We start from the raw sequence: 23,717 nt of genomic DNA on the forward strand, positions 1-23,717 counted from the left end.
ACCGCGCTCCCTTAACCGATGGCCAGCAGGCTGTCGCCCACCGCCACCGCATCACCCACTTTTACATTGACCGCAGCTACGGTGCCGGCCTTGAATGCACGGATCTCGGTTTCCATCTTCATCGCTTCGAGGATGATCACCAGCTGCCCCTCCTCTACAGCCTGACCTGGCTGCACCAGCACCTTGAAGATATTGCCCGCCAGCGGCGCGGTCTGCGCTTCGCCACTCGCTACCGGCGCAGCCACGGCTGCCGCAGCGGCATTATTACTGCCACCAAGCGCCTTCAGCCCTTCGATCTCACCGCCTTCATTGACCTGCACCACATAGGACTTGCCGCCCACTTCAACGGTGTAGACCTCAGGCGTACCAGGCTCGCGCGCGAGCTGCTCCTGGCCGGTTGGCACTGGCTCGAAGGCTGCCGGGTTACCGCGATTCTCCAAGAACTTAAGGCCGATCTGCGGAAACAGTGCGTAAGTCAGCACGTCGTCGACTTCATCGGCGGCCAAGGTGATGCCCTTCTCTTTGGCAATGCCCTTGAGCTCGGCAGTCAGCTTGTCCATCTCGTCATCAAGCAGATCGGCGGGGCGACAGGTAATGGCTTCAGCCCCATCCAGCACCCGTGCTTGCAGTTCTTTATTGAACGGTGCCGGCGCTGCGCCGTATTCCCCCTTCAACACGCCAGCCGTTTCCTTGGTGATCGACTTGTAGCGCTCACCGGTGATCACGTTGATCACCGCCTGAGTGCCGACGATCTGCGAGGTCGGGGTCACCAACGGGATAAAACCGAGGTCTTCACGCACCCGCGGGATCTCCGCCAGCACTTGATCAAACTTGTCTTCGGCACCCTGCTCTTTCAGCTGGCCTTCCATGTTGGTCAACATGCCGCCCGGAACCTGCGCGACCAGAATGCGCGAGTCGACGCCCTTAAGGTTGCCTTCAAACTTGGCGTACTTCTTCCGTACCTCGCGGAAATAGGCCGCAATCTCTTCGAGCAACTCCAGCTTCAGCCCGGTATCACGCTCGCTGCCTTGGAAAATGGCCACAACCGACTCGGTAGGCGAATGGCCGTAAGTCATCGACAGCGAAGAGATCGCCGTATCGACGCCATCGATACCCGCATCCACCGCCTTAACGATGGCGGCGGTCGACAAACCGGCCGTGGCATGGCAATGCAGATGAATCGGGATCGACAGGGACGCCTTCAGGCGTGTCACCAGTTCGAACGCGACATAGGGGTTGAGAATGCCCGCCATATCTTTGATCGCAATCGAATCAGCGCCCATGTCTTCGATCTGTTTAGCCAGATCGACCCACATATCCAGGGTATGCACAGGGCTGGTGGTATAGGAGACAGTGCCCTGAGCATGCTTACCCTGCTGCTTGACCGCCTTGAGCGCGGTCTGCAGGTTACGCGGATCATTCATCGCGTCGAACACACGGAACACATCAACACCATTAAAGGCGGCGCGCTCAACGAATTTTTCGACAACGTCATCGGCGTAATGGCGGTACCCCAGCAGATTCTGCCCACGCAGGAGCATTTGCTGCGGGGTGTTGGGCATGGCTTTTTTCAGCGCACGAATACGCTCCCACGGGTCTTCGCCCAGATAACGGATACAGGAGTCAAAGGTCGCGCCGCCCCAGGTCTCTACAGACCAAAAGCCAACTTGATCGAGCTTGGCTGCGATCGGCAGCATATCTTCCAGGCGCACGCGGGTGGCCAGGATCGACTGGTGCGCATCACGCAGCACCACATCAGTAATTCCGAGGGGTTTGTTTACGGCTGTCATGCAGATGCTCCCTGTCGAACCTGGCTCACCCGCGGCGGGCGCGGTGCTGGTGAATAGCGGATTGGATAGCGGCGAGTACATCGGCACTCGGCTCATTGGCGGCCGGCTTGACTGCCAATGGCACAGATACGGGGGCTGGCGTTTTCACGGCAACTTGACCGATAACCCACGACATCACGCGGATTAAAAACACCAACAACACCAGGAAGAGAAATACGAAACCCAGGCCGAATAGCATGAGTTCGACACCCTCAAGCAGGAGTTCACTAGGGGTCATCATGGCTCCATTACCCGCTCATGCGAGCTGAATTAATTATTAGAGTGGAGCGCCCGAGAACCGGCCTCAGGCAAAGCTGGCGAACCTTAGCGTGAAACGAGCGTTTGAAGCAAACCCCATACGGACTACTTTCGACACTTGCGCCCAACCGACCGCACCGGCAAAAAACCGGCTAATTAGAGCAGGAATACACTGGCCAAACCGAGGAAGATAAAGAAGCCGCCACTGTCCGTGACCGCAGTAATCATCACGCTCGCACCCAAGGCCGGATCACGCCCCATGCGCACCAGCGTCATCGGAATCAGCACACCCATCAGTGCCGCCAGCAGCAGGTTTAGCACCATCGCGGCGGTAATCACCACACCCAGCGACCAGCTGTCATAAAGCAGATAGGCCACTACGCCAATAACCCCACCCCAGACGATACCGTTGACCAAGCCAACCCCCAGCTCCTTGCGAATCAAGCGCGAGGTATTACCAGTACTAACCTGGTCCAGCGCCATGGCGCGCACAATCATGGTGATGGTCTGATTACCCGAGTTACCACCGATGCCCGCGACAATCGGCATCAGTGCCGCCAGGGCGACCAACTTCTCAATGGAGTCCTCGAACAGCCCGATGACCCGCGAAGCCATAAAGGCAGTCACCAGATTGATGGCCAACCAGGCCCAGCGGTTGCGCAGGGACTTCCACACCGAGGCGAAGATGTCTTCTTCCTCGCGCAGACCGGCCATATTGAGGACTTCGCTTTCGCTCTCCTCACGAATCAGGTCGACCATTTCATCGATGGTCAGGCGGCCGATCAGCTTGCCGTTCTTGTCCACCACCGGGGTTGAGATCAGGTCGTAACGCTCGAACGCTTGAGCCGCGTCATAGCCGTCTTCATCGGGGTGGAAACTCACCGGATCGGTGGCCATAACCTCGCTGACCAGCTTGTCCGGGTCATTAACCAGTAGCCGCTTAACTGGCAGCACACCCTTGAGCACACCGTCGTAATCCACCACAAACAGCTTGTCGGTGTGTCCCGGGAGCTCCTTCAGGCGGCGCAGGTAACGCAGCACCACTTCGAGGCTGACATCTTCGCGAATGGTGACCATCTCGAAGTCCATCAGCGCGCCGACCTGGTCATCCTCATAGGACAACGCCGAGCGCACGCGCTCACGCTGCTGCGCATCGAGGGTTTCCATCAGCTCATGAACGACATCACGCGGCAACTCGGAGGCCAGGTCGGCCAATTCGTCGGCGTCCATCTCCTTGGCCGCGGCGAGAATTTCATGGTCGTCCATGTCGGCGAGCAAGGTTTCACGCACCGCATCGGACACTTCGAGGAGGATATCGCCGTCGCGCTCAACCTTGACCAGCTGCCAGACAGTCTGGCGCTCACTGAGCGGCAACGCCTCGAGGATGTGGGCAACGTCAGCGGAGTGCAGCTCATCGAGCTTGCGTTGCAACTCGGCCAGATTCTGCCGATGCACCAGGCTTTCCACCCGGTCGTGGTGCTGGCCTTCCTGACGATGAGTCAGGTCTTCGACCAGCTTGTGCCGATGCAAGAGCTCAACCACCTGGGCCAGGCGATCCTGCAGGCTTTCTTGCGGCTTTTTTGCTTCTACTTCAGTCATGGCGCACTCCACCCCCAGCGGCAGCGCACGCCAAAGAGGGTCAATCAGTCAACACGTGATTGCACAATCGAAATTTTGAGTAACTACTGGGTAAGTCCATGGTGGTATTCCACAAGCCCCGGCGGGGCTGACGCGGCGAATGATACCACCGCGCCCGCACATTGCTAACTGCGACGCACAGGGCACCAGCAAAGGCACGCCTGGCACTGGCAAAGGCATGAACTACGCTTGCACCTGCACCGTCACGGAGGACACACCATGCAAGGACTGCACTGCGCCGCTTTCTGCGTCATTTTGCTTTGCCCACTGCCAACACTCGGCTCAAGCGTGTTTCGCTGCGAAGACGCTAACGGCCACGTCACCTTTACCCGCCAAGGCTGCCCCGATGACCACAGCCAGCGCCTGCAAGAGGCCTATAACCCCACACCCGGCAGCGGCAAGCCCGTGCCACTGGCCAAGCCGCGCAAAGCCAGCCACCAGAACACGCAGAAAGCTGATCGTGAATTAACGGTAATCGGGATTAAGCAGGACGGCTGCGGCAACCACCTAAACAGCCGCGAACGACGCGCCGCCATCATCAAGCAACAGATACGCTTAGGCATGAGTCGCAGCGACGTCGAGAGCAGCCTCGGCAAGCCTGACAAGATCACCGAACAGAACGGCCAGACGCGCTACGTTTATCAGGACAAGAAAGGTAACAAGCGCAACGTGAGCTTCGATGAGGCCGGCTGCGTCAAAGGCAAGGCCAAACGCTAAGGCGCTAGATGATGCGACTGAGCGCCACGGCCAACACCGCACCACAACGCCTCGCCAGCTGGCCGCCACGGTGAGCGGCCATAAAAAAAGGGCCTGCATCGCTGCAGGCCCTTCTTGTTTGGTGCACTCAGGAGGATTCGAACCTCCGACCGCTCGGTTCGTAGCCGAGTACTCTATCCAGCTGAGCTATGAGTGCAAGTGGCGCTTTTTAACCAGATCACCGCTGGCTGTAACAAAATGACCTGCATTACTGCAAGTCATTCCGATTTGGTGCACTCAGGAGGATTCGAACCTCCGACCGCTCGGTTCGTAGCCGAGTACTCTATCCAGCTGAGCTATGAGTGCAAGTGGCGCTTTTAACCAGATCACCGCTGGCTGAAACAAAATGGCTTGCATTGCTGCAAGCCATTCCGATTTGGTGCACTCAGGAGGATTCGAACCTCCGACCGCTCGGTTCGTAGCCGAGTACTCTATCCAGCTGAGCTATGAGTGCATGTAACGTTCGTACTGTAGACATTTAAACCGCAACATCTACAGCACTCAATAATGGCGGAGAAGGGGGGATTCGAACCCCCGACACCCTTTTGAGATGTACTCCCTTAGCAGGGGAGCGCCTTCGGCCACTCGGCCACCTCTCCGCAACACGGGGCGCATGATAACCATGTTTTCCCCGTTTGCAAAGCCAAAATTTCGATAAAAATTAGTGGCTTGGTTCTTCGCCCTTCTCTTTCTGGATGCGCTGGTAAATTTCTTCACGGTGCACAGCAACTTCTTTCGGCGCGTTAACGCCAATGCGCACCTGATTACCTTTAACACCCAGCACGGTGACAGTGACTTCGTCACCCACCATCAGGGTCTCTCCAACCCGACGAGTCAGAATCAGCATTCCTTTCTCCTTACGGATATCAGCTCAGGACAACAGCAGTCTGCAAAAATAAAATGGTGGCAGCCCCGAACAACTCAAGCAGGGCCTTCACCCAAGTATTGACCAGTGTGAGCAGAAAGAAAGTTCCTGCTCATGCCAACCAAAAAGACGAAAGGCGCGGGGTAGACCGCGCCTTCCGGATAATGCCTTATTCGCCACTAGGGGCTGGGGCATCCAGTTCAAAAGCAGTGTGCAGGGCGCGCACTGCCAACTCCAGATATTTCTCCTCGATTACCACGGAGACCTTGATCTCCGAGGTGGAGATCATCTGGATGTTGATATTTTCCAGAGCCAGCGATTCGAACATACGACTAGCAACCCCAGCATGGGAGCGCATACCGACGCCGACGATGGAGACCTTGGCGATGTCGGTGTTACCCACGACTTCACGCGCGCCCAATTCTTGGGCGGTTTTCTCCAGCACCAGCATGGCATTGTTGTAGTCATTGCGATGCACGGTGAAGGTAAAGTCGGTGGTGTTATCGTGCGAAACGTTCTGCACGATCATGTCCACTTCTACATTGGCGGCACTGATCGGCCCGAGGATCTTGAACGCTACGCCCGGGATATCCGGTACGCCACGGATAGTCAGCTTGGCCTCATCGCGATTAAAGGCGATGCCAGAGATGATCGGCTGTTCCATGGATTCCTCTTCATCAATAGTAATGAGGGTGCCTGGACCCTCTTGAAAGCTGTGCAACACGCGCAGCGGGACGTTGTATTTGCCGGCGAACTCCACGGCGCGAATTTGCAGCACCTTGGAGCCCAGACTGGCCATCTCCAGCATTTCTTCAAAAGTAATCTTGCTCAGGCGCTGAGCCTTGGGCACGACCCGCGGATCGGTGGTGTAAACACCATCGACATCGGTATAGATCTGACACTCATCAGCCTTTAACGCCGCAGCCAGAGCCACACCCGTGGTGTCAGAGCCGCCACGCCCAAGGGTGGTGATATTGCCGTGCTCATCCACACCCTGGAAGCCAGCAACCACGACAACGCGGCCGGCCTTAAGGTCGGTACGTAGCTTCTGGTCGTCAATCTGCAGAATACGCGCCTTGTTGTGCGTACTGTCCGTCAGGATGCGCACCTGACTGCCGGTGTAGGACACCGCGGGCACGCCAACCTTGATCAGCGCCATGGCCAACAGGGCAATCGTCACCTGCTCGCCAGTCGAAACCATCACATCGAATTCACGCGGTACCGGCTGACCATCACTAACCTGTTTGGCTAGCTCGACCAGGCGATTGGTTTCACCGCTCATGGCGGAAACCACAACCACAATGTCATCACCGTTTTCACGGAATTTCTTCACCTTCGCGGCTACCTGCTGAATACGCTCAACAGTGCCGACGGACGTGCCGCCAAATTTCTGTACGATCAAAGCCATTTCAAAGCCGCCTCAGCCCGTGAAGGGCGCCCATTAAACATTCAACTCAATAACCTGCCAAGGCCCGCCGGGCGTATGCCGGGCCTTGGCTACACACCTGCTAGCAGGTGCTTACAAACCTTGTTCAACAAACGCAGCCGCAAGCCCCAGCGCCGTATCCAGCGCAGCAGCATCGACGCCACCGCCTTGCGCCATGTCCGGGCGACCACCGCCCTTGCCGCCAACGGCCGCCGCAGCTTGCTTCATCAGCTCGCCGGCTTTCAGTTTGGCCGTTAGGTCTTGCGTCACACCGGCGACGAGCACGACCTTTTCGTCCTGCACACCGCCGAGCAGAATCACTGCGCTGCCGAGCTTGTTCTTCAACTGATCGACCATGGCCAGCAACGCTTTGCCATCCAAGCCATCGAGACGCGCAGTCAGCACCTTGATGCCTTTAACGTCGATGGCGGAACCGGCCAAATCATTACCGGCAGCGCTGGCAGCCTTGGCCTTGAGCTGCTCCAGCTCTTTTTCCAGCAGGCGATTACGCTCCAGCACACCGACCAGCTTGTCCAACAGGTTTTCGCGACTGCCTTTAACCAGTGCAGCGGCTTCTTTCAGCTGCTCTTCGGCACCGTTGAGGTAGGCAAACGCGGCAGCGCCAGTCACCGCCTCGATACGCCGCACGCCTGCCGCCACACCACTTTCGCTGATGATCTTGAACAGGCCGATATCGCCCGTGCGCTTGGCATGAGTACCACCACACAGCTCAACGGAAAAATCACCACCCATGCTCAACACGCGCACCTGATCACCGTACTTCTCGCCGAACAGCGCCATGGCACCTTTGGCCTTGGCGGTTTCGATGTCGGTTTCCAGGGTTTCAACGTCGCTGTTGCCGCGCACTTCGCGGTTGACGATGGTTTCCAGCTCTTTCAGTTGCGCCGGGGTGATTGCCTCGAAGTGACTGAAGTCGAAGCGCAAACGCTGACTGTCGACCAACGAACCCTTCTGCGTCACGTGCTCACCGAGTACCTGACGCAGAGCCGCGTGGAGCAAATGGGTAGCCGAGTGGTTAAGCGCAGTGGCCTGACGCACACTGGCATCCACTTCGGCCTTGAGCGAAGTACCGACGCTCAAACCACCTTTGACTGCCACGCCGTGGTGCAGGAAGGCGCCACCGGCTTTGGTGGTATCACGCACATCAAAGCGTACACCCTCCCCCTCCAGGAAGCCGCAGTCGCCGACCTGGCCACCGGATTCAGCGTAGAACGGCGTTTGGTCGAGGACCACAACGCCCTCCTCGCCTTCATTCAGGCTGTCCACGGCCTGGCCCGCCTGGAACAGCGCAATGATCTTGCCGCTACCGCTGGTGCCCTGATAACCGAGGAACTCGGTGTCGCTGTCAACCTTGACCAGCGCGTTGTAGTCCATGCCAAAGGCGCTGGCGGAACGGGCGCGCTCGCGCTGCGCCTGCATTTCACGCTCAAAACCCTCTTCATCCAGGGTCAGTTCGCGCTCACGGGCGATATCGCCAGTGAGGTCCATCGGAAAGCCGAAGGTGTCATACAGCTTGAAGATCACATCGCCGGGAATCACCGTACCCTGCAGCTCAGCCAAGTCCTGCTCAAGAATCTTCAGGCCCTGCTCCAGGGTCTTGGCGAACTGCTCTTCTTCAGTTTTCAGCACGCGCTCGATGTGCGCCTGCTGTTGTTTCAGTTCTGGGAAGGCATCGCCCATCTCGGCGACCAGCGCGGCAACGATCTGGTAGAAGAAGCTGCCCTTGGCACCCAATTTGTTACCGTGACGGCAGGCGCGGCGGATGATCCGGCGCAGCACGTAGCCACGGCCTTCATTGGATGGCGTCACGCCATCGGCAATCAGGAAGCCGCACGAGCGGATGTGGTCGGCCACCACTTTCAGCGAAGCCTGAGCTTCGTTGGCACAGCCAATAGCCTTGGCTGCGGCATTCAGCAGGCTCTGGAACAGGTCAATCTCGTAGTTCGAGTTGACGTGCTGCAGCACCGCACTGACGCGCTCAAGACCCATGCCGGTGTCCACACTCGGTGCTGGCAGCGGATGCATCACACCGTCAGCGGTGCGGTTGAACTGCATGAAGACGTTGTTCCAGATTTCGATATAGCGATCACCGTCTTCTTCTGGCGAGCCGGGCGGGCCGCCCCAGATGTGCTCGCCGTGGTCGAAGAAGATTTCGGTGCACGGGCCGCACGGACCGGTATCGCCCATGGCCCAGAAGTTGTCCGAGGCATACGGCGCGCCTTTGTTGTCGCCGATGCGGATCATCCGCTCAGTCGGCACGCCGATTTCTTTGTTCCAGATGTCATAGGCTTCATCGTCACTGGCATAGACGGTGACCCAGAGCTTTTCTTTCGGCAGATTCAGCCACTTGTCGCCGGTAAGAAACTCCCAGGCGTAGTGGATGGCATCGCGCTTGAAATAGTCGCCAAAGCTGAAATTACCCAGCATTTCGAAGAAGGTGTGGTGACGCGCGGTGTATCCGACGTTTTCCAAATCATTGTGCTTGCCGCCGGCACGTACGCACTTCTGGCTGCTGGTGGCGCGGGTATAGGCGCGCTTTTCCAGGCCGAGGAAGCAATCCTTGAACTGGTTCATCCCCGCGTTGGTAAACAGCAGGGTCGGGTCGTTGCCCGGAATCAGGGAGCTGGAGGCGACACGGGTGTGTCCCTTCTGTTCGAAGAAGCTGAGGAAGGCTTCACGGATTTCTGCGCTTTTCATAGGAATCTTCCAAAAACCAGCGGCCACAACAAAGCCGGCAAAGGGCCGCATTATATCGGCCCTGCGCCATGGGGCTAGTGACTTTATTGATAGATAAGGGCTATTAAAAGCCCTGAGTTATTCAACCAGCACGGAAATCGGCAAACGCGGCAATCACCTGCTCGATATCCGCAGCGGCGATATCCAGGTGGGTGACCATGCGCAGGCGCGGCGCAGCTGAGAGCCTGATGCCACGCGCAGCGCAGAACGCCTGCAACGCATCAGCCTGCCCACCCATGGCGACGTAGACCATATTGGTCTGTACCGGCTCGACCACGTATCCCAACTCACGCAAGCCAGCGGCCAAGCGCTCGGCATTGGCATGATCGTCCGCTAAGCGCACCACCTGATGCTCAAGTGCATACAAACCGGCAGCGGCGAGCATGCCAGCCTGACGCATGCCACCGCCGACCATCTTGCGCAAACGCCGCGCCTTACCGATCAACTCGACGGAACCGCACAACACCGAGCCAACCGGCGCACCGAGGCCCTTGGACAGGCACACCGAGACCGAGTCGAAATACTGGGTTATCTGCCGCGCTGGCACGCCTAGCTTGACCGCGGCGTTATACAGGCGCGCGCCGTCCAGATGCAGATCCAAGCCACGTCGCGTGGTCATTTCCCGCGCCGCTTGCAGATACGTCAGCGGCAGCACCTTACCCTGCATGGTGTTTTCCAGCGCCAACAAGCGGGTGCGGGCAAAGTGGAAGTCATCCTGCTTAATCACCGCTTCAACCTTGGCCAGGTCCAGCGAACCATCAGCCTCGCCCTCGATGGGCTGCGGCTGGATCGACCCGAGCACCGCCGCGCCGCCGCCTTCGTACTTATAGGTATGCGCCTGCTGACCGACGATGTATTCATCGCCCCGCGTGCAATGGGCCATCAATCCGAGCAGGTTGCTCATGGTGCCGGTGGGCACGAACAACGCGGCCGCAAAGCCCAACTCAACCGCCAGGTGCTGCTCCAGACGGTTAACTGTAGGGTCTTCGCCGTAGACGTCATCACCCAGTGCCGCGTCCTGCATGGCTTCGCGCATGCCAGGGCTCGGCTGGGTGACGGTGTCGCTGCGCAGGTCGATAACGGGCATGGAGGTTTTCCTTAACATGGCTGAAAGCCTGATGCTAAGGCGCTTTACGCAGTCGAACAAGGTACAGATCGGGCGAGAAAGCGCAGGTCAACTGCACCACCTTGGGTGGATAAAAACCTCAGCAAACAAGAACCGCAGGCGAGTTAGGCCAGCGAAACGTCCTCTGCTGGCACAACCAAGATGCCGGCACGCAGGCCGTTCTTGACCTTGGGATTGGGGAAGATGATTCGCGCGCCTGGCTCGTCGACCACCCAGCGGGTATCGCTGAGGTCTTCCGCCAGCAGGTAGCCGACCGGCAACTCGCTGAAGTTTTCGACATCAGCCGGCAGATGCAGCTGAAACGCATCACTGTGCTTGATCACCTCGCGGGCCACGGCAAACAACTTCAGCTCGCCCAGCTCATCCGCAGCGCTTGCCAGCTCACGTCCTTCAATCAGCGCCTGCAGGTGTAGTTCAAGCCGGTCCAGGTTGACCAATTCGTTCTGCCCAAACGGCCGCGCCTTGCCCAACTCCAGGGTGAACGCTTCCGCTCCCAGCTGGGTATAGGTGTAGGCGCTGAAGGTGACCGAGCTTTTGTTGTGCAGCAGCACCGCCTCAATCCCCGCAGCATTTAGGCGGGCCAGCTCGCGCTGACTGCGCGGGCGACCCTCCTGAAAGGGATAGAGGGCAAACTGTTCGATCTTCGATGCGCGTATCGCCGTGTGCAGGTCGTAATGCAGGCGGATGCGCTCGGGCTTACTGAAAAAAGCCGCGGCCAGATGCTCCAGCTCACAGGCGCGCAGTGCCTCGGCACCGCTGTGTTGATCGTGGCGGCCGTTGAACAGGCGGTTGATGTCCTGCTCGATATAACGCTCGCCCCGGCGCATTGCGCCAGGGTTACCAAACAGAAAGAGAATCCGCGCGCACGGCTGCAGCTGATTACGGGCAATGCTCTGCAGCAGGCGGTCGAGCAATTCGATAGGCGCGGTTTCGTTGCCATGAATGCCTGCTGACAGCAACAGGTCCTGGCCGTTGTCGCGGGCCGCAGGCGGGGTAATCTCCAGCGCACCTTCGGCCAGCCAACGCAAACGCGTGCCCTCGGCGGTCAGCTGAATTTTCGCTGCCGGCTCATGGCCGGCCAGGGTCAGTTCAAGCAGTTTTCCGAGAGCAAGCATGGGCGTTTCCTCAGTCGTGGCTGCAGTCCGGGCCGTGCACGTGATCGTCGTCAGCACCTACTTCGGCGGCTTCCATTTCCAGCTCCAGGCTGACCAGGTTGGTGGCCAGCGGACGCAGCAACAGGTTGGCGTATTCGGCAGCGCCCTCCTCGACATCCACACCAATCATCAATTGGTTGTTGCCTACCTGCTGGAACCAGATTTCCTGGCCCTGCCAGATCACGGCAAAACGTGTGCAGGAGGTTTCCAGCTGGGTGCCGTCAGTGTCTTCAAGGATCAGTTGCAGGGCGTCAGACATGGTAATAAATACTCAATTAAGCTAATTGGAAGGGATAAACCGCGCCCAGTTTAAGGATCTGCGTCAGTTCATCCAAGGCCGTACGGCACTCGTTAAGTAATTGTGGATCAGCCAGATCGTTTTCGCTCAGGCGATCGCGGTAGTGCTTGTCGACCCAGACGTTGAGCGTGTCGTACAGCGAGGGCGTCATGATCACGCCCTGGTTGACCGCCGCCAGCTCGTGATCTTTAAGCGCCACGCGCAGACGCAGGCAGGCCGGGCCACCGCCGTTCTGCATGCTCTGCTTGAGGTCGAATACCTGCACCTCGCGGATCGGCCCATTGCCGCTGGTCAGCTGCTGCAGGTAATTCCACACATTGGCATTGTTGCGGCACTCTTCCGGCACGATCAGCAGCATGCCGCCATCGGCGCGATTGAGCAGTTGGCTGTTGAACAGATAGGATTTGATCGCATCCTCAACCGCCACCGCATCACGCGGCACGCACACCGGCTGGAAATGACCGCCACGCCGAGCGAGTTTTTCGCTCAGTTCGGTCAGCACCTTGTCGGTGTCGAGGAAGGCGTCCTGGTGATAGAACAGCACCTCACCATTACCCACCGCGATCACATCGTTGTGGAATACACCTTGATCGATCACCGCCGGCGTTTGCTGGGCGTAGACCACGCCGTCATCGCTCAAACCATGCAGGCGGGCTACCGCTTGCGAGGCTTCCAGAGTTTGCCGCGCCGGATAGCGCTGCGGTGCCGGAAAGCGGCTGTCGAAAGCACTACGACCGAACACGAAAAACTCCACACCGGCATCGCCATAGCCTTTGCAGAAGCGCGTGTGATTCGCTGCGCCTTCGTCACCGAACTGGCCAACGGCCGGCAAGGCGGCGTGATGGGCAAAGTGCCTATCGTTGGCGAACATGGCCCCCAGCACACGGCTGGTGGTCGGATGTTCGATCGAGCGGTGGAATTTGCAATTGAGGTTGGCGGCGGTGAAGTGCACGCGACCATCGGCCGTATCGGCACTCGGGCTGACGGTACAGGCGTTAGCCGTCCACATACTCGAAGCCGAGCAGCTGGCAACCAGCAGCGGCATGGCGTCTTTCGCGGCCTGCTGGATCACCTGGGCGTCAGTGCCGGTAAATCCCAGGCTGCGTAGCACGGCAACATTCGGGCGTTCCTGCGGGGCCAATACGCCCTGCTTGAAACCCATTTCCATCAAGGCCTTCATCTTGGTCAGGCCCTGCTTGGCGGCTTCTTTCGGGTTAGAGCCGACCTGGCTGTTGCTCTGCGAGGCCACGTTGCCGTAGGACAGACCGCCATAGTTATGCGTCGGCCCGACCAGGCCGTCGAAGTTAACTTCAAATGCAGAGGCGTTGGCTACTTGGCTCACAGGCTTACTCCTGGCGTCAGGGTGGCGGGCAAGCTGAGGCTATCGGCTTCCAGCGACGCCACCGGGTAGGCGCAATAATCCGCCGCGTAGTAAGCGCTGGCGCGATGGTTACCGGAGGCGCCCACACCGCCGAATGGCGCAGTGCTGGCGGCACCGGTCAGCTGCTTGTTCCAGTTGACGATACCCGCGCGGCTGTGCAGCCAGAACTGCTCATAACGCGCCTTGGAGTCGGACAATAAACCAGCGGCCAGGCCGTACTGCGTGTTGTTGGCCTCGGCGATCGCCGCATCGAAATCGGCATAGCGGATCACCTGCAACAGCGGACCGAAGAACTCCTCATCCTCCCGCTCGCTGAGGTCAGTGACGTCGATGATGCCAGGCGTGAGCAAGGCTGCACCCGGCAATGGCTGAGTCATTTCCAGCAGCGGCTTGGCACCCTGATTGAGCAGGTGTTTCTGCGCCTTGAGCAGGTGCTGCGCGGCGGCCAGGGAAATCACCGAGCCCATAAAAGGCGCGGGCTGGGCATCAAAACTGCCGACTTTTATGCTCGCGGCAACCTCAACCAGACGCGCCAGCAGGCTGTCGCCCCACGCACCTTGCGGCACCAGCAGACGCCGTGCACAGGTGCAGCGCTGCCCGGCAGAGATAAACGCCGACTGAATGATGGTGTACACCGCCGCATTAATATCCGCGACCTGCTCGACCACCAGAGGGTTATTGCCGCCCATTTCCAAGGCGAGGATCTTGTCCGGGCGACCGGCGAACTGGTTGTGCAGCAGATTGCCGGTGCGGCTGGAGCCGGTGAAGAACAAACCGTCGATGCCGTCATGCGCAGCCAAGGCCACGCCGGTATCACGTGCGCCCTGCACCAGGTTGAGCACGCCCGCCGGCAAGCCGGCTTCGATCCAGCACTTGACCGTCAGCTCGGCGACTTTCGGCGTCAACTCGCTGGGCTTGAACACCACGCAGTTACCCGCCAACAGCGCCGGCACAATATGGCCGTTGGGCAAATGGCCGGGGAAGTTGTACGGACCGAACACCGCCACGACGCCGTGCGGCTTGTGCCGCAGTACGGCGGTGGCATCGGCCAGCGGGCCGCTTTTCTCGCCGGTACGCTCGCGGTAACTCTGCACCGAGATAGCGACCTTGTTGGCCATGCTGGTGACTTCGGTGGCGGTTTCCCACAATGGCTTGCCGGTTTCCTCACCAATGCAGTGGCCCAGCGCGTCAGCCTGCTGCTTGAGGATGGCGGCAAACTGTTCCAGCAGTGCAATGCGCTGCTCCAGCGAGCGCGAGGCCCAGGCTGGGAATGCCGCGCGGGCCGCTTGCACGGCAGCATCAACCTGCGTGGCGCTAGCCGCCTGACCTTGCCAGATGGTTTCCTGACTTACCGGATTGAGCGATTCCAGGGCTTCCCCCTGACCTGCGTGCCAGGCACCGGCAATGTAATGAGTGCTCATCTTGTTTTATCACTCCAGCAAGGTGTAGACCCGGCTCCACGCGGGGTCAGCAATTAGAGACAGCTGCGCGAGCAGCCTTCAGCCGCGGGCGGAAACCGCCACCGCGCGCACTTGATCGCCCGCCGACAGCTGCAAGCGCTTGGCCGTTTGCGCATCAACCACCAGGGTGCCGGCAGCCAGGCGCGCGGGGGCTGCGGTAATCCGGCAATCTTCGCGTTTGCGGTTGTGAATCAGGTAGTGCGGGGCATCATCGCCTGGCGTGCCGATGGCCAGCAGCAGCACCTGGCTGTCTTGTACCGCACGAATCTTCGCGGTTTGCGCTTCAATGGCCGGGCCGGCGTCGAAGATGTCGACATAGCCCTGGTAGCTGAAACCCTCACCCTTGAGCATCGCCAGCGCCGGCTCGGTGTCCGGGTGGACGCGGCCGATGGTGTTGCGCGCATCCTCGGAAAGGAAGCAGGTGTAGAGCGGAAACTTGGGCATCAACTCGGCGATAAAGGCTTTGTTACCAACGCCGGTGAGGTAATCGGCCTGGCTGAACTCCATCTTGAAGAAGTGCCGGCCCAGGCATTCCCAGAACGGCGAACGGCCCTGCTCATCGGACATGCCGCGCATCTCGGCAATCACCTTGTCGCCGAACAGCTCACGGAATTCGGCAATAAACAGAAAGCGCGCCTTGGACAGCAAGCGACCGTTGAGTCCGCTGCGCTGATCGCTGCGCAGGAACAGCGAGCACAACTCGGAGTTACCGGTCAGATCATTGGCCAGAAACAGCGTGGGAATCTGCCGGTGGATATTCAACTCCTGGGAGGCGCTGACAGTCAGGCCGACCCGGTAGTTGTACCAAGGCTCACGCAGGCCAACGGCACCGGCGACGGCCGAGATACCCACCACCTCACCCTGGTCGTTTTCGAGCACAAACAGGTAGTCGGCATCACCGCGTGCGGCATCGCCACGGAAGGTTTTTTCGGCCCAGCCAACGCGGTGCGCCAGGCGCTCCTCATTGGCGGGCAGCGTAGTCAAGCCAGCGCCGGTACTGCGTGCCAGTTGAAACAGAGCCGGCAGATCGGTGCTGCGAACGGGACGAACGATCATGCGCTAACTCCTTAAACCGCGACCAGGCGTACGCTGACGCCTTCGCCGACGCCCAGGGCCTCGGCGGCCGCAACACTCAAGGTAACCGGCTTACCCGGCACCCAATCCAGCTCCGCGACAATCGCGCGGAAATCCTGCAACTGGCCATTGCTGACCAAGTACGGCCGCCCGCCTTTGCTAGGCTCGGCGTTCCCGGCCGCCAGGCGCACCGGCACCACACGGCTCTGGGCAATCGAGCGGATGCCCGAGGTGCGCGCATGCAGGGTCGGGCCGCCATCGAAGATGTCGATGTAATGATCGGTCTCGAAGCCTTCACGCATAAGGATGTCGAAGCTGACCTGGGCCCGCGGATGCACCTGACCCATGGCTTCCTGGGCTTCGTCCGGCAACAGCGGTACGTAAATCGGGTAATGCGGCATCAATTCCGCGAGGAAGGTGCGGCTCTTCAGACCACACAGGCGCTCAGCCTCGGTGTAGTTCATGTCGAAGAAATTACGCCCCACGGCATCCCAGAACGGCGAGTCGCCGGCGTCATCGCTGTAACCGACGATCTCCACCACCACCGCATCGGCAAACCGCTCCGGATGGTTGGCGAGAAACAGCAGACGCGCCCGCGAGTTGAGGTCGGACCAGGCGGTATTCACCAACGGCCGCTCGATGTAAAAGCTGGTCAGCAGGCTATTGCCTGTGAGGTCGTGGCACAGCGAGAGCACGTGGATCTTGTTATGGATCTTCAGCTCGCGCGAGTTGTGCACGAAGGTTTCGTTACGGAAGCTGTAGAACGGCTCAGAGTAACCCGTCGAAGCGACGATGCCGGAGCAGCCGACCAAACGGCCGCTGTCGCTGTCTTCAAGCACGAAGAAGTAGCTTTCTTCACCGTTAAAGCTGACTTCGGCCGCAAACGAGGCCTCCGAGGCGGCAATCTTTTCGCGCAGACGGCCACTGTCGTCCGGCAGTGAAGTCACACCAACCGGGCTGTCCGCGGCGAGACGCTGCACTTCAGTGAGGTCGGCCATTTGCGCGGGGCGCATCACCAGCATGGTGTCACTCCTTAGGATAAAAGCTCCAAGAAGCTCTCGCGAGCCACTTAGAGAAAACCGCAAGCCAAGGCCGCGGCACACACAGAGACAGGCTTCCTTGCGGTTAGCTCAACCCATCCTTAGGTCGAGCGCGCGCGGTCTGATCAGCCGCAGTCACGGCTGATCAGACCGGCAATCAGGCTTGACTCAGCTTGGCCACGGCACGCTCGAAACGCGCCAGACCTTCATCGATATCGGCATCTTCAACCACCAGGCTCGGAGCGAAACGCACCACGTCCGGGCTGGCCTGGAGGACCATCACACCTTCCACCGCGGCGGCATCGAGAATCGCCTTGGCCTTGCCTTTCCAGGCATCGGAAAGCACCGCGCCGATCAGCAAGCCAAGACCACGCACTTCACTGAACACGCCGTACTGCTGGCCGATCTGCTCCAGCTTGGCGTTGAAGCGCTGCTGCTTGGCTTTCACCCCAGCCAGCACTTCAGGGGTGTTGATGGTGTCGATCACCGCCTCACCCACCGCGCAGGCCAACGGGTTGCCGCCGTAGGTGGTGCCATGGGTGCCGACTGCCAGATGCTTGGCCAGCTCAGCGGTGGTGAGCATCGCGCCAATCGGGAAACCACCGCCCAGGCTCTTGGCGCTGGAAAGGATGTCCGGGGTCACGCCGTAGTGCATATAGGCGAACAGCTCACCACTGCGACCCATGCCGCTCTGCACTTCATCGAATACCAGCAGTGCATTGTGCTGGTCGCACAGCTCGCGGGCCGCTTGCAGGTAGGCCAGGTCGGCCGGCAGTACACCGCCCTCACCCTGAATCGGCTCCAGCACCACGGCGCAGGTTTTGTCCGATACCGCGGCCTTCAGTGCCTCGATATCGTTATAGGGAATGTGGCTGATGCCCTGAATCTTCGGGCCGAAACCGTCGGAGTACTTCGGCTGGCCGCCAACGCTGACCGTAAACAGGGTACGGCCGTGGAAACTGTTGGTCGCCGCGATGATTTCGCACTTGTCTTCGCCGAACTTATCGAACGCCACGCGACGGGCCAGCTTGAAGGCAGCCTCGTTGGCTTCGGCGCCCGAGTTACAGAAGAACACACGTTCGGCGAACGTAGCGTCGATCAGCTTCTTGGCCAGGCGCAGGGCCGGCTCATTGGTGAACACGTTAGACACATGCCACAGTGCATTGGCCTGCTCGGTCAGCGCCTTAACCAGCGCCGGATGGGCGTGGCCCAGCACGTTGACGGCGATGCCGCCGGCAAAGTCGATCAGCTCGCGGCCGCTCTGGTCCCACACGCGCGAACCTGCGCCACGCACTGGAATAAAAGCCGCAGGGGCGTAGTTAGGCACCATTACCTGATCGAAATCGGCGCGTTGCACCGGGTCGTGCTGAACGGACATCTGAGCTCTCCTAACGAGGAACACCTGCATTGACTAGCAGGCGATGTGACGGATTGTAGGGACTGATCCAAGGCCAGCATTGCCGCCATGCGACAACTTCTTATAGCGCCAACCCGAGGGAAACCGCTGCTTTCGCAAATGCGACAGAAAGCATCGGGAAGGCGCAGTTTAAATGCAGCCCAGCACCTTGGCGCAGTTTTATCCGCGATCTGGAAAAGGATTTCAGTGACCGGCCATGCTCAGGCGGTCGCGGGAACCACGGCCGGCACCGGTGGGCTTTCCAGGCTGAGAAATTCGGTCAAGCGGGCTTTCTGCGCCATGGCATCCTGATAACCCAGCTCAATCAACTCGTTGCAATAACCCGGCTCGAACAACAGATAACTCAACACCCCCGCCCCACTGGCCTTGGTCGCACCCGGCCCGCGCAAGAACAGACGCATCGCCCTGGGCATCTCGTGCCGATGGCGCGCGGCAATCAGGTCCAGCGGCTGGCTGGGTGAAATCACCAGCACATCCACCGGCTTGAGCCCCAAACCACGCGGCTGGCGGTCGGCGGGAATCAAGCTGCCCATCTGATTGAGGCGCTCAAGCAGCTCGATGTCGCTTTCCAGGCTGTCGATAAAGGTGCTGCTGAGCATATGCCCGCTGATCTGCGCCAGGCTTGGCGGACGGACGTCCCTGGGGCGCACCACCGGCACCTGAGCCTGCGGGCCTATGGGGTTGTCACTGACCCCGACCACCAGCACCCGAGTAGCCCCCAAGTGCAACGCCGGGCTGATTGGTGCGACCTGGCGCACCGCACCATCGCCGAAGTACTCGCGGTTGACCCTTACTGGTGGAAAAATCAGCGGAATCGCCGCACTGGCCAACAAATGCTCCAGCGCCAGACGGGTTGGCACGCCGACACGGCGATGACGAAACCAGGGATCGATGTTGCCGCGACCTTGATAGAAGGTCACCGCTTGACCGCTTTCGTAACCAAAGGCGGTGACGGCCACAGCCCGCAACTGGCGATGGCGCACGGCGGCGGATATGCCGGTGAAATCCAACTCACGCGCCAATAGCTTAGCCAGCGGCGAACTGTCGAGCAGCGCCACCGGAATCTCGCCACCCAAGCCGAGTAGGCTATGGCCAATAAAACGGCTGGCTTGGCGCAACACGCCCGGCCAGTCACTGCGATACACATGATGGGTATGAAAGCCCTGCCAAACACCGGTCAGTCGACGCACCGCCTCACTGAAGTGCAAGGCCCCGCAGGCCAGGCTTACCGCGTTGATCGCCCCGGCCGAGGTGCCAACTATCACCGGGAAAGGGTTGTGCGCCGCATTCGGTAACAGGTCAGCAATGGCCGCTAGCACGCCCACTTGATAGGCCGCCCGCGCGCCACCGCCGGAGAGAATCAGCCCGGTGACCGGCTGATTGGTTGGAGCAGTGTGCGGCATTGGCGAGTCCCTACTGTTTTTAGCCAGTATAGGAGCCAGGCAGGCGCGCACGGAACCGTCCAACACCAAGAAACCCCACGCTAGCCGTTTAATACGCCAATCGCGGGGTGGCTCAGGCGCGCAATTAGCGCTTCTTTCTATACAACTTTGGCTCACCCGCTGGCCGGGTTTTAAAACGCCGGTGCGCCCACAGGTACTGTTCTGGGCAAACGCTGATGGCTTGCTCAATCCACTGATTAACCCGCAGGCAATCGGCCTCCTCACTCTGCGTGGGGAAGTCCGCCAACGGCGGATGAATCACCAGGCGATAGCCCTGGCCATCAGGCAAACGCTGCTGGGTAAACGGGATGACTTGGGCGCGCCCCATGCGCGCGAACTTGCTGGTGGCGGTGACGGTGGCCGCCGGCACGCCGAACAGCGGCACAAATACGCTGCGCTGCGCACCGTAGTCCTGATCCGGCGCGTACCACACCACCCCGCCGGCGCGTAGCAGCTTGAGCATGCCACGCACATCATCACGGCCGATCACCCCCAGCAAGCGCTGTTCGCGGCCACGGCGCTGCACATAGTCAAACAGCGGATTCTTGTGCGGGCGGTACATGCCGTACATGTTTTGCGCCATGCCAAGCAGGCCACCGCCCATCTCCAGGGTGGTGAAATGCAGCGCCATCAGGATCACCCCCTGACCGTCCGCCTCGGCCTGACGCAGATGCTCCAGACCTTCGATGCTGCCCAGGCGGCGCAAGCGCTCGGCCGGCCACCACCAGGCGATGGCCATTTCAAAGAAGGTGATCCCGGTCGAGGCGAAGTTTTCCTTTACCAGCGCTTCACGCTCGGCCGCCGTCATCTGCGGAAAACACAGCTCCAGGTTGCGTGCAGCGATCTTGCGCCGCGCGCTGGCCAGCCGGTACATCAACGCGCCAAGACCACGCCCCAGCCACAGCAGCACCTTATAAGGCAGCTGAGCGACCAGCCACAGCAAGCCCAAACCCAGCCACAACAGCCAGAAACGCGGATGCAGGAAATAAGCACGGAAAACAGGGCGATCCATAAAGCAGGTCCGAGGCACGCGAGAAAGCCCGGCATTCTATCAGGACTTTCCCCAAGCCTTGGTTTCAGCGCATGCAACTTGCGAGCACGCGGCGTTCTCGCTATAAGACCGGCTTACTTTCCCCCCCAGTTTCTAAACAAGGGCCGTATCAGGCAGACCATGAGCCAAGCTGATCTTCTCGCACAAGACCCCGTATTCCAGCTAAAAGGCAGCATGCTGGCCATCACCGTGATGGAGTTGGCGCACAACGACCTCACCCGCCTCGACCTGCAACTGGGCGAAAAAGTCGCCCAGGCCCCGGCCTTTTTCAGCAATACCCCACTCGTTCTGGCCCTCGACAAGCTGCCGGAAAGCGAAGGCAACCTCGACCTGGCCGAGCTGATGGCCGTCTGTCGCAAGCACGGCCTGCGCACCCTGGCCATTCGCGCCAACCGCGAGGCGGATATCAAGGCCGCTGAAGCGCTGGACCTGCCCGTACTGCCGCCCTCCGGTGCGCGTGAGCGACCGATTGAGCTGGCCCCCGCCAAGCCGCAAAAACCGGCTGAGCCGGAGTTCAAACCGAGCAAAATCATCACCAGCCCAGTGCGTGGCGGCCAACAAATTTACGCCCAGGGCGGCGACCTGATCGTCCTGGCCCCAGTCAGCGCCGGCGCGGAACTTCTCGCCGATGGCAACATCCATGTGTACGCCCCGATGCGCGGCCGTGCGTTAGCCGGCATCAAGGGCAACCTCAAGGCGCGGATTTTCTGCCAGCAAATGGGTGCTGAACTGTTCTCCATCGCGGGGCAGTACAAGGTCGCCGAAGACTTGCGACGCGACCCTCTCTGGGGCGAAGCGGTGCATGTCTGCCTGTCGGGTGACGTGTTGAACATCACCCGCCTTTAACGGATACTGCCGGCACTTTCTAACAGGGCAGCCGGAAGCCTGAAATAGGCCACGGAACCTGCGTTATCTCTACATTTTAGGGTGAATCACCTTGGCCAAGATCCTCGTAGTTACGTCCGGCAAAGGTGGCGTCGGTAAAACCACCACCAGCGCTGCCATCGGTACCGGCCTTGCCCTGCGCGGGCACAAGACTGTCATCGTCGACTTCGACGTCGGCCTGCGTAACCTTGACTTGATCATGGGCTGCGAACGCCGCGTGGTGTATGACTTCGTCAACGTGGTCAACGGCGAAGCCACCCTGACGCAGGCGCTGATCAAAGACAAGCGCCTGGAAAACCTCTTCGTCCTGGCCGCCAGCCAAACACGTGACAAAGACGCGTTGACCGAAGAAGGCGTAGAAAAAGTCCTCGAAGAACTGCGCAAAAACTTCGAATACGTGGTCTGCGACTCGCCAGCCGGCATCGAAAAAGGCGCACACCTGGCCATGTACTTCGCCGATGAAGCGATCGTCGTGACCAACCCTGAAGTGTCTTCGGTACGTGACTCCGACCGCATGCTCGGCCTGCTGGCGAGCAAATCGCGCCGCGCCGAAAAAGGCGAAGAGCCAATCAAGGAACACCTGCTGCTGACCCGCTACAACCCGGAGCGCGTGATCAAAGGCGAAATGCTCGGCGTTGAAGACGTTGAGGAAATCCTCGCGATCCGCCTACTCGGCGTGATCCCTGAATCGCAAGCCGTACTCAAGGCTTCGAACCAGGGCGTACCGGTGATCCTCGATGACCAGAGTGATGCAGGCCAGGCCTACAGCGATGCGGTTGACCGCCTGCTGGGCAAGGAAGTGGCGCATCGGTTCCTCGATGTGCAAAAGAAGGGATTCATGCAACGCCTGTTTGGAGGTCGTGAATGAACATTTTTGACTTCTTTCGTGAACGCAAAAAAGAAACCACAGCGTCCATCGCGAAAGAGCGCCTACAAATCATCGTCGCCCACGAGCGCGGCCAGCGCAGCCAGCCGGACTACCTGCCGGCCCTGCAGCAAGAACTGGTCGAGGTGATCCGCAAGTACGTGAATATCGACTCGGACCAGGTCCAGGTCGCCCTGGAAAACCAAGGCAGCTGTTCCATTCTGGAACTCAACATCACCCTGCCTGATCGTTGATTGTCTAACACCCCGAAACGGCGGCCATGGCCGCCGTTTCTATTTGTGGAAAACTCATGCCGCTGTCGAATGTCGTAATTCTTCACCAGGACGCTGCCCTGCTGGTGATCAACAAACCCACCCTGCTGCTCTCGGTGCCCGGCCGCGCGGAAGACAACCGTGATTGCCTGGTCACTCGCCTGCAGGAAAACGGTTACCCGGAAGCGCGCATCGTCCATCGCCTGGACTGGGAAACCTCGGGAATCATCGTCCTCGCGCGTGACGCCGACAGCCACCGCGAACTGTCCCGGCAGTTTCACGACCGTGAGACCGAGAAGGCCTACACCGCTCTGTGCTGGGGCCAACCCGAGCTGGACAGCGGCAGCATCGACCTGCCCCTGCGCTACGACCCGCCGACCAAGCCACGCCACGTGGTCGACCATGAGCAAGGCAAACATGCGCTGACCTATTGGAAAGTGCTGGAGCGCCACGCCGAACATTGCCGCGTTGAGCTGACGCCCATCACCGGTCGCTCGCACCAGTTGCGCGTGCACATGCTCTCCATTGGCCACCCACTGCTGGGTGACGGCCTGTATGCCCACGAACAAGCGCTGGCTGCCTACCCGCGCCTGTGCCTGCACGCCAGCATGCTCAGCCTGACGCACCCGCAGACCGGCGAGCGCATGCGTTTCGAGTGCCCGGCCCCGTTTTAAGCACCTCAGCAAAGACAAGTAGGTCGCGCGCTTATAATTCACTCAAGCT

At 60.0% G+C, this 23,717-nt stretch carries 21 protein-coding genes and 4 tRNA genes; 5 read left to right on the forward strand and 20 right to left on the reverse strand.

Annotated features, from left to right (window positions below; genetic code table 11):
* Positions 1 to 11: 11 nt before the first annotated feature.
* The 3 genes from oadA to mgtE form a co-directional block, all read right to left on the reverse strand.
* Positions 12 to 1,790 (reverse strand): sodium-extruding oxaloacetate decarboxylase subunit alpha, encoded by a 1,779-nt coding sequence (gene oadA, locus Q0V31_RS00195; protein WP_298182800.1) that lies wholly within the window; start codon positions 1,788 to 1,790, stop codon positions 12 to 14.
* A 25-nt stretch (positions 1,791 to 1,815) separates the two neighbouring features.
* A complete protein-coding gene (locus Q0V31_RS00200; protein ID WP_298182804.1) occupies positions 1,816 to 2,067 on the reverse strand; it encodes an OadG family transporter subunit in 252 nt (83 codons plus the stop codon).
* Between the two features lie 176 nt (positions 2,068 to 2,243).
* Positions 2,244 to 3,686 (reverse strand): magnesium transporter, encoded by a 1,443-nt coding sequence (gene mgtE / locus Q0V31_RS00205; protein WP_298182809.1) that lies wholly within the window; start codon positions 3,684 to 3,686, stop codon positions 2,244 to 2,246.
* A 258-nt stretch (positions 3,687 to 3,944) separates the two neighbouring features.
* Between mgtE and Q0V31_RS00210 the strand changes: the two genes are divergently transcribed.
* On the forward strand, positions 3,945 to 4,442 hold the full coding sequence (locus Q0V31_RS00210; RefSeq protein WP_298182812.1) for a DUF4124 domain-containing protein: 498 nt from the start codon (positions 3,945 to 3,947) through the stop codon (positions 4,440 to 4,442).
* Between the two features lie 119 nt (positions 4,443 to 4,561).
* On the opposite strand, the gene Q0V31_RS00215 is transcribed toward Q0V31_RS00210, so the two are convergent.
* From Q0V31_RS00215 to Q0V31_RS00295, 17 genes are all read right to left on the reverse strand, one after another.
* Positions 4,562 to 4,638, reverse strand: a tRNA-Arg gene (locus tag Q0V31_RS00215).
* A 72-nt stretch (positions 4,639 to 4,710) separates the two neighbouring features.
* A tRNA-Arg gene (locus tag Q0V31_RS00220) sits at positions 4,711 to 4,787 on the reverse strand.
* 71 nt (positions 4,788 to 4,858) lie between these two features.
* Positions 4,859 to 4,935, reverse strand: a tRNA-Arg gene (locus Q0V31_RS00225).
* Between the two features lie 54 nt (positions 4,936 to 4,989).
* A tRNA-Ser gene (locus tag Q0V31_RS00230) sits at positions 4,990 to 5,080 on the reverse strand.
* Between the two features lie 62 nt (positions 5,081 to 5,142).
* Complete coding sequence (gene csrA / locus Q0V31_RS00235; RefSeq protein WP_025165378.1) at positions 5,143 to 5,328, reverse strand: carbon storage regulator CsrA; 186 nt, start codon at positions 5,326 to 5,328, stop codon at positions 5,143 to 5,145.
* Between the two features lie 187 nt (positions 5,329 to 5,515).
* Positions 5,516 to 6,754, reverse strand: coding sequence for an aspartate kinase (locus tag Q0V31_RS00240; protein ID WP_298182820.1), 1,239 nt, complete (start codon positions 6,752 to 6,754; stop codon positions 5,516 to 5,518).
* 111 nt (positions 6,755 to 6,865) lie between these two features.
* On the reverse strand, positions 6,866 to 9,490 hold the full coding sequence (gene alaS, locus Q0V31_RS00245; protein WP_298182823.1) for an alanine--tRNA ligase: 2,625 nt from the start codon (positions 9,488 to 9,490) through the stop codon (positions 6,866 to 6,868).
* A 121-nt stretch (positions 9,491 to 9,611) separates the two neighbouring features.
* Positions 9,612 to 10,616: a low-specificity L-threonine aldolase gene (gene ltaE / locus Q0V31_RS00250; protein WP_298182826.1), complete on the reverse strand. Its 1,005-nt coding sequence runs from the start codon at positions 10,614 to 10,616 to the stop codon at positions 9,612 to 9,614.
* Between the two features lie 143 nt (positions 10,617 to 10,759).
* Positions 10,760 to 11,770 (reverse strand): succinylglutamate desuccinylase, encoded by a 1,011-nt coding sequence (gene astE / locus Q0V31_RS00255; protein WP_298182829.1) that lies wholly within the window; start codon positions 11,768 to 11,770, stop codon positions 10,760 to 10,762.
* 10 nt (positions 11,771 to 11,780) lie between these two features.
* Positions 11,781 to 12,068: a topoisomerase II gene (locus Q0V31_RS00260; protein WP_298182832.1), complete on the reverse strand. Its 288-nt coding sequence runs from the start codon at positions 12,066 to 12,068 to the stop codon at positions 11,781 to 11,783.
* 16 nt (positions 12,069 to 12,084) lie between these two features.
* Complete coding sequence (gene astB / locus Q0V31_RS00265; RefSeq protein WP_298182835.1) at positions 12,085 to 13,449, reverse strand: N-succinylarginine dihydrolase; 1,365 nt, start codon at positions 13,447 to 13,449, stop codon at positions 12,085 to 12,087.
* On the reverse strand, positions 13,446 to 14,909 hold the full coding sequence (astD, locus tag Q0V31_RS00270; RefSeq protein WP_298182838.1) for a succinylglutamate-semialdehyde dehydrogenase: 1,464 nt from the start codon (positions 14,907 to 14,909) through the stop codon (positions 13,446 to 13,448). Before astD ends, astB begins: the two co-directional genes overlap by 4 nt.
* 78 nt (positions 14,910 to 14,987) lie before the next feature.
* The gene (gene astA, locus Q0V31_RS00275; protein WP_298182840.1) at positions 14,988 to 16,004 is read right to left on the reverse strand and encodes an arginine N-succinyltransferase; all 1,017 of its coding nucleotides are present in this window, start codon (positions 16,002 to 16,004) and stop codon (positions 14,988 to 14,990) included.
* Positions 16,005 to 16,015: 11 nt separating this feature from the next.
* Positions 16,016 to 17,044: an arginine/ornithine succinyltransferase subunit alpha gene (gene aruF, locus Q0V31_RS00280; protein ID WP_298182843.1), complete on the reverse strand. Its 1,029-nt coding sequence runs from the start codon at positions 17,042 to 17,044 to the stop codon at positions 16,016 to 16,018.
* A gap of 175 nt (positions 17,045 to 17,219) precedes the next feature.
* Positions 17,220 to 18,440 carry an aspartate aminotransferase family protein gene (locus Q0V31_RS00285; RefSeq protein ID WP_298182848.1) on the reverse strand — a complete coding sequence of 407 codons (1,221 nt, stop codon included), beginning with the start codon at positions 18,438 to 18,440 and terminating at the stop codon, positions 17,220 to 17,222.
* Between the two features lie 239 nt (positions 18,441 to 18,679).
* Positions 18,680 to 19,882 carry a patatin-like phospholipase family protein gene (locus Q0V31_RS00290; RefSeq protein WP_298182851.1) on the reverse strand — a complete coding sequence of 401 codons (1,203 nt, stop codon included), beginning with the start codon at positions 19,880 to 19,882 and terminating at the stop codon, positions 18,680 to 18,682.
* Positions 19,883 to 20,006: 124 nt separating this feature from the next.
* Complete coding sequence (locus Q0V31_RS00295) at positions 20,007 to 20,933, reverse strand: lipid A biosynthesis lauroyl acyltransferase (protein ID WP_298182854.1); 927 nt, start codon at positions 20,931 to 20,933, stop codon at positions 20,007 to 20,009.
* Between the two features lie 159 nt (positions 20,934 to 21,092).
* Here Q0V31_RS00295 and minC point away from each other — a divergent pair, with 159 nt between their 5' ends.
* From minC to Q0V31_RS00315, 4 genes are all read left to right on the forward strand, one after another.
* Complete coding sequence (gene minC, locus Q0V31_RS00300; protein WP_298182856.1) at positions 21,093 to 21,818, forward strand: septum site-determining protein MinC; 726 nt, start codon at positions 21,093 to 21,095, stop codon at positions 21,816 to 21,818.
* 91 nt (positions 21,819 to 21,909) lie between these two features.
* Entirely contained in the window at positions 21,910 to 22,725 is an 816-nt protein-coding gene (gene minD / locus Q0V31_RS00305; protein WP_298182859.1) for a septum site-determining protein MinD, read from the forward strand.
* Positions 22,722 to 22,976, forward strand: coding sequence for a cell division topological specificity factor MinE (minE, locus tag Q0V31_RS00310; RefSeq protein ID WP_025165363.1), 255 nt, complete (start codon positions 22,722 to 22,724; stop codon positions 22,974 to 22,976). The genes minD and minE overlap by 4 nt, the downstream gene beginning before the upstream one ends.
* A gap of 56 nt (positions 22,977 to 23,032) precedes the next feature.
* The gene (locus Q0V31_RS00315) at positions 23,033 to 23,668 is read left to right on the forward strand and encodes an RluA family pseudouridine synthase (RefSeq protein WP_298182862.1); all 636 of its coding nucleotides are present in this window, start codon (positions 23,033 to 23,035) and stop codon (positions 23,666 to 23,668) included.
* The last annotated feature ends 49 nt before the right edge of the window (positions 23,669 to 23,717 follow it).

The organism is uncultured Pseudomonas sp., assembly GCF_943846705.1.
Lineage (GTDB): Bacteria > Pseudomonadota > Gammaproteobacteria > Pseudomonadales > Pseudomonadaceae > Aquipseudomonas.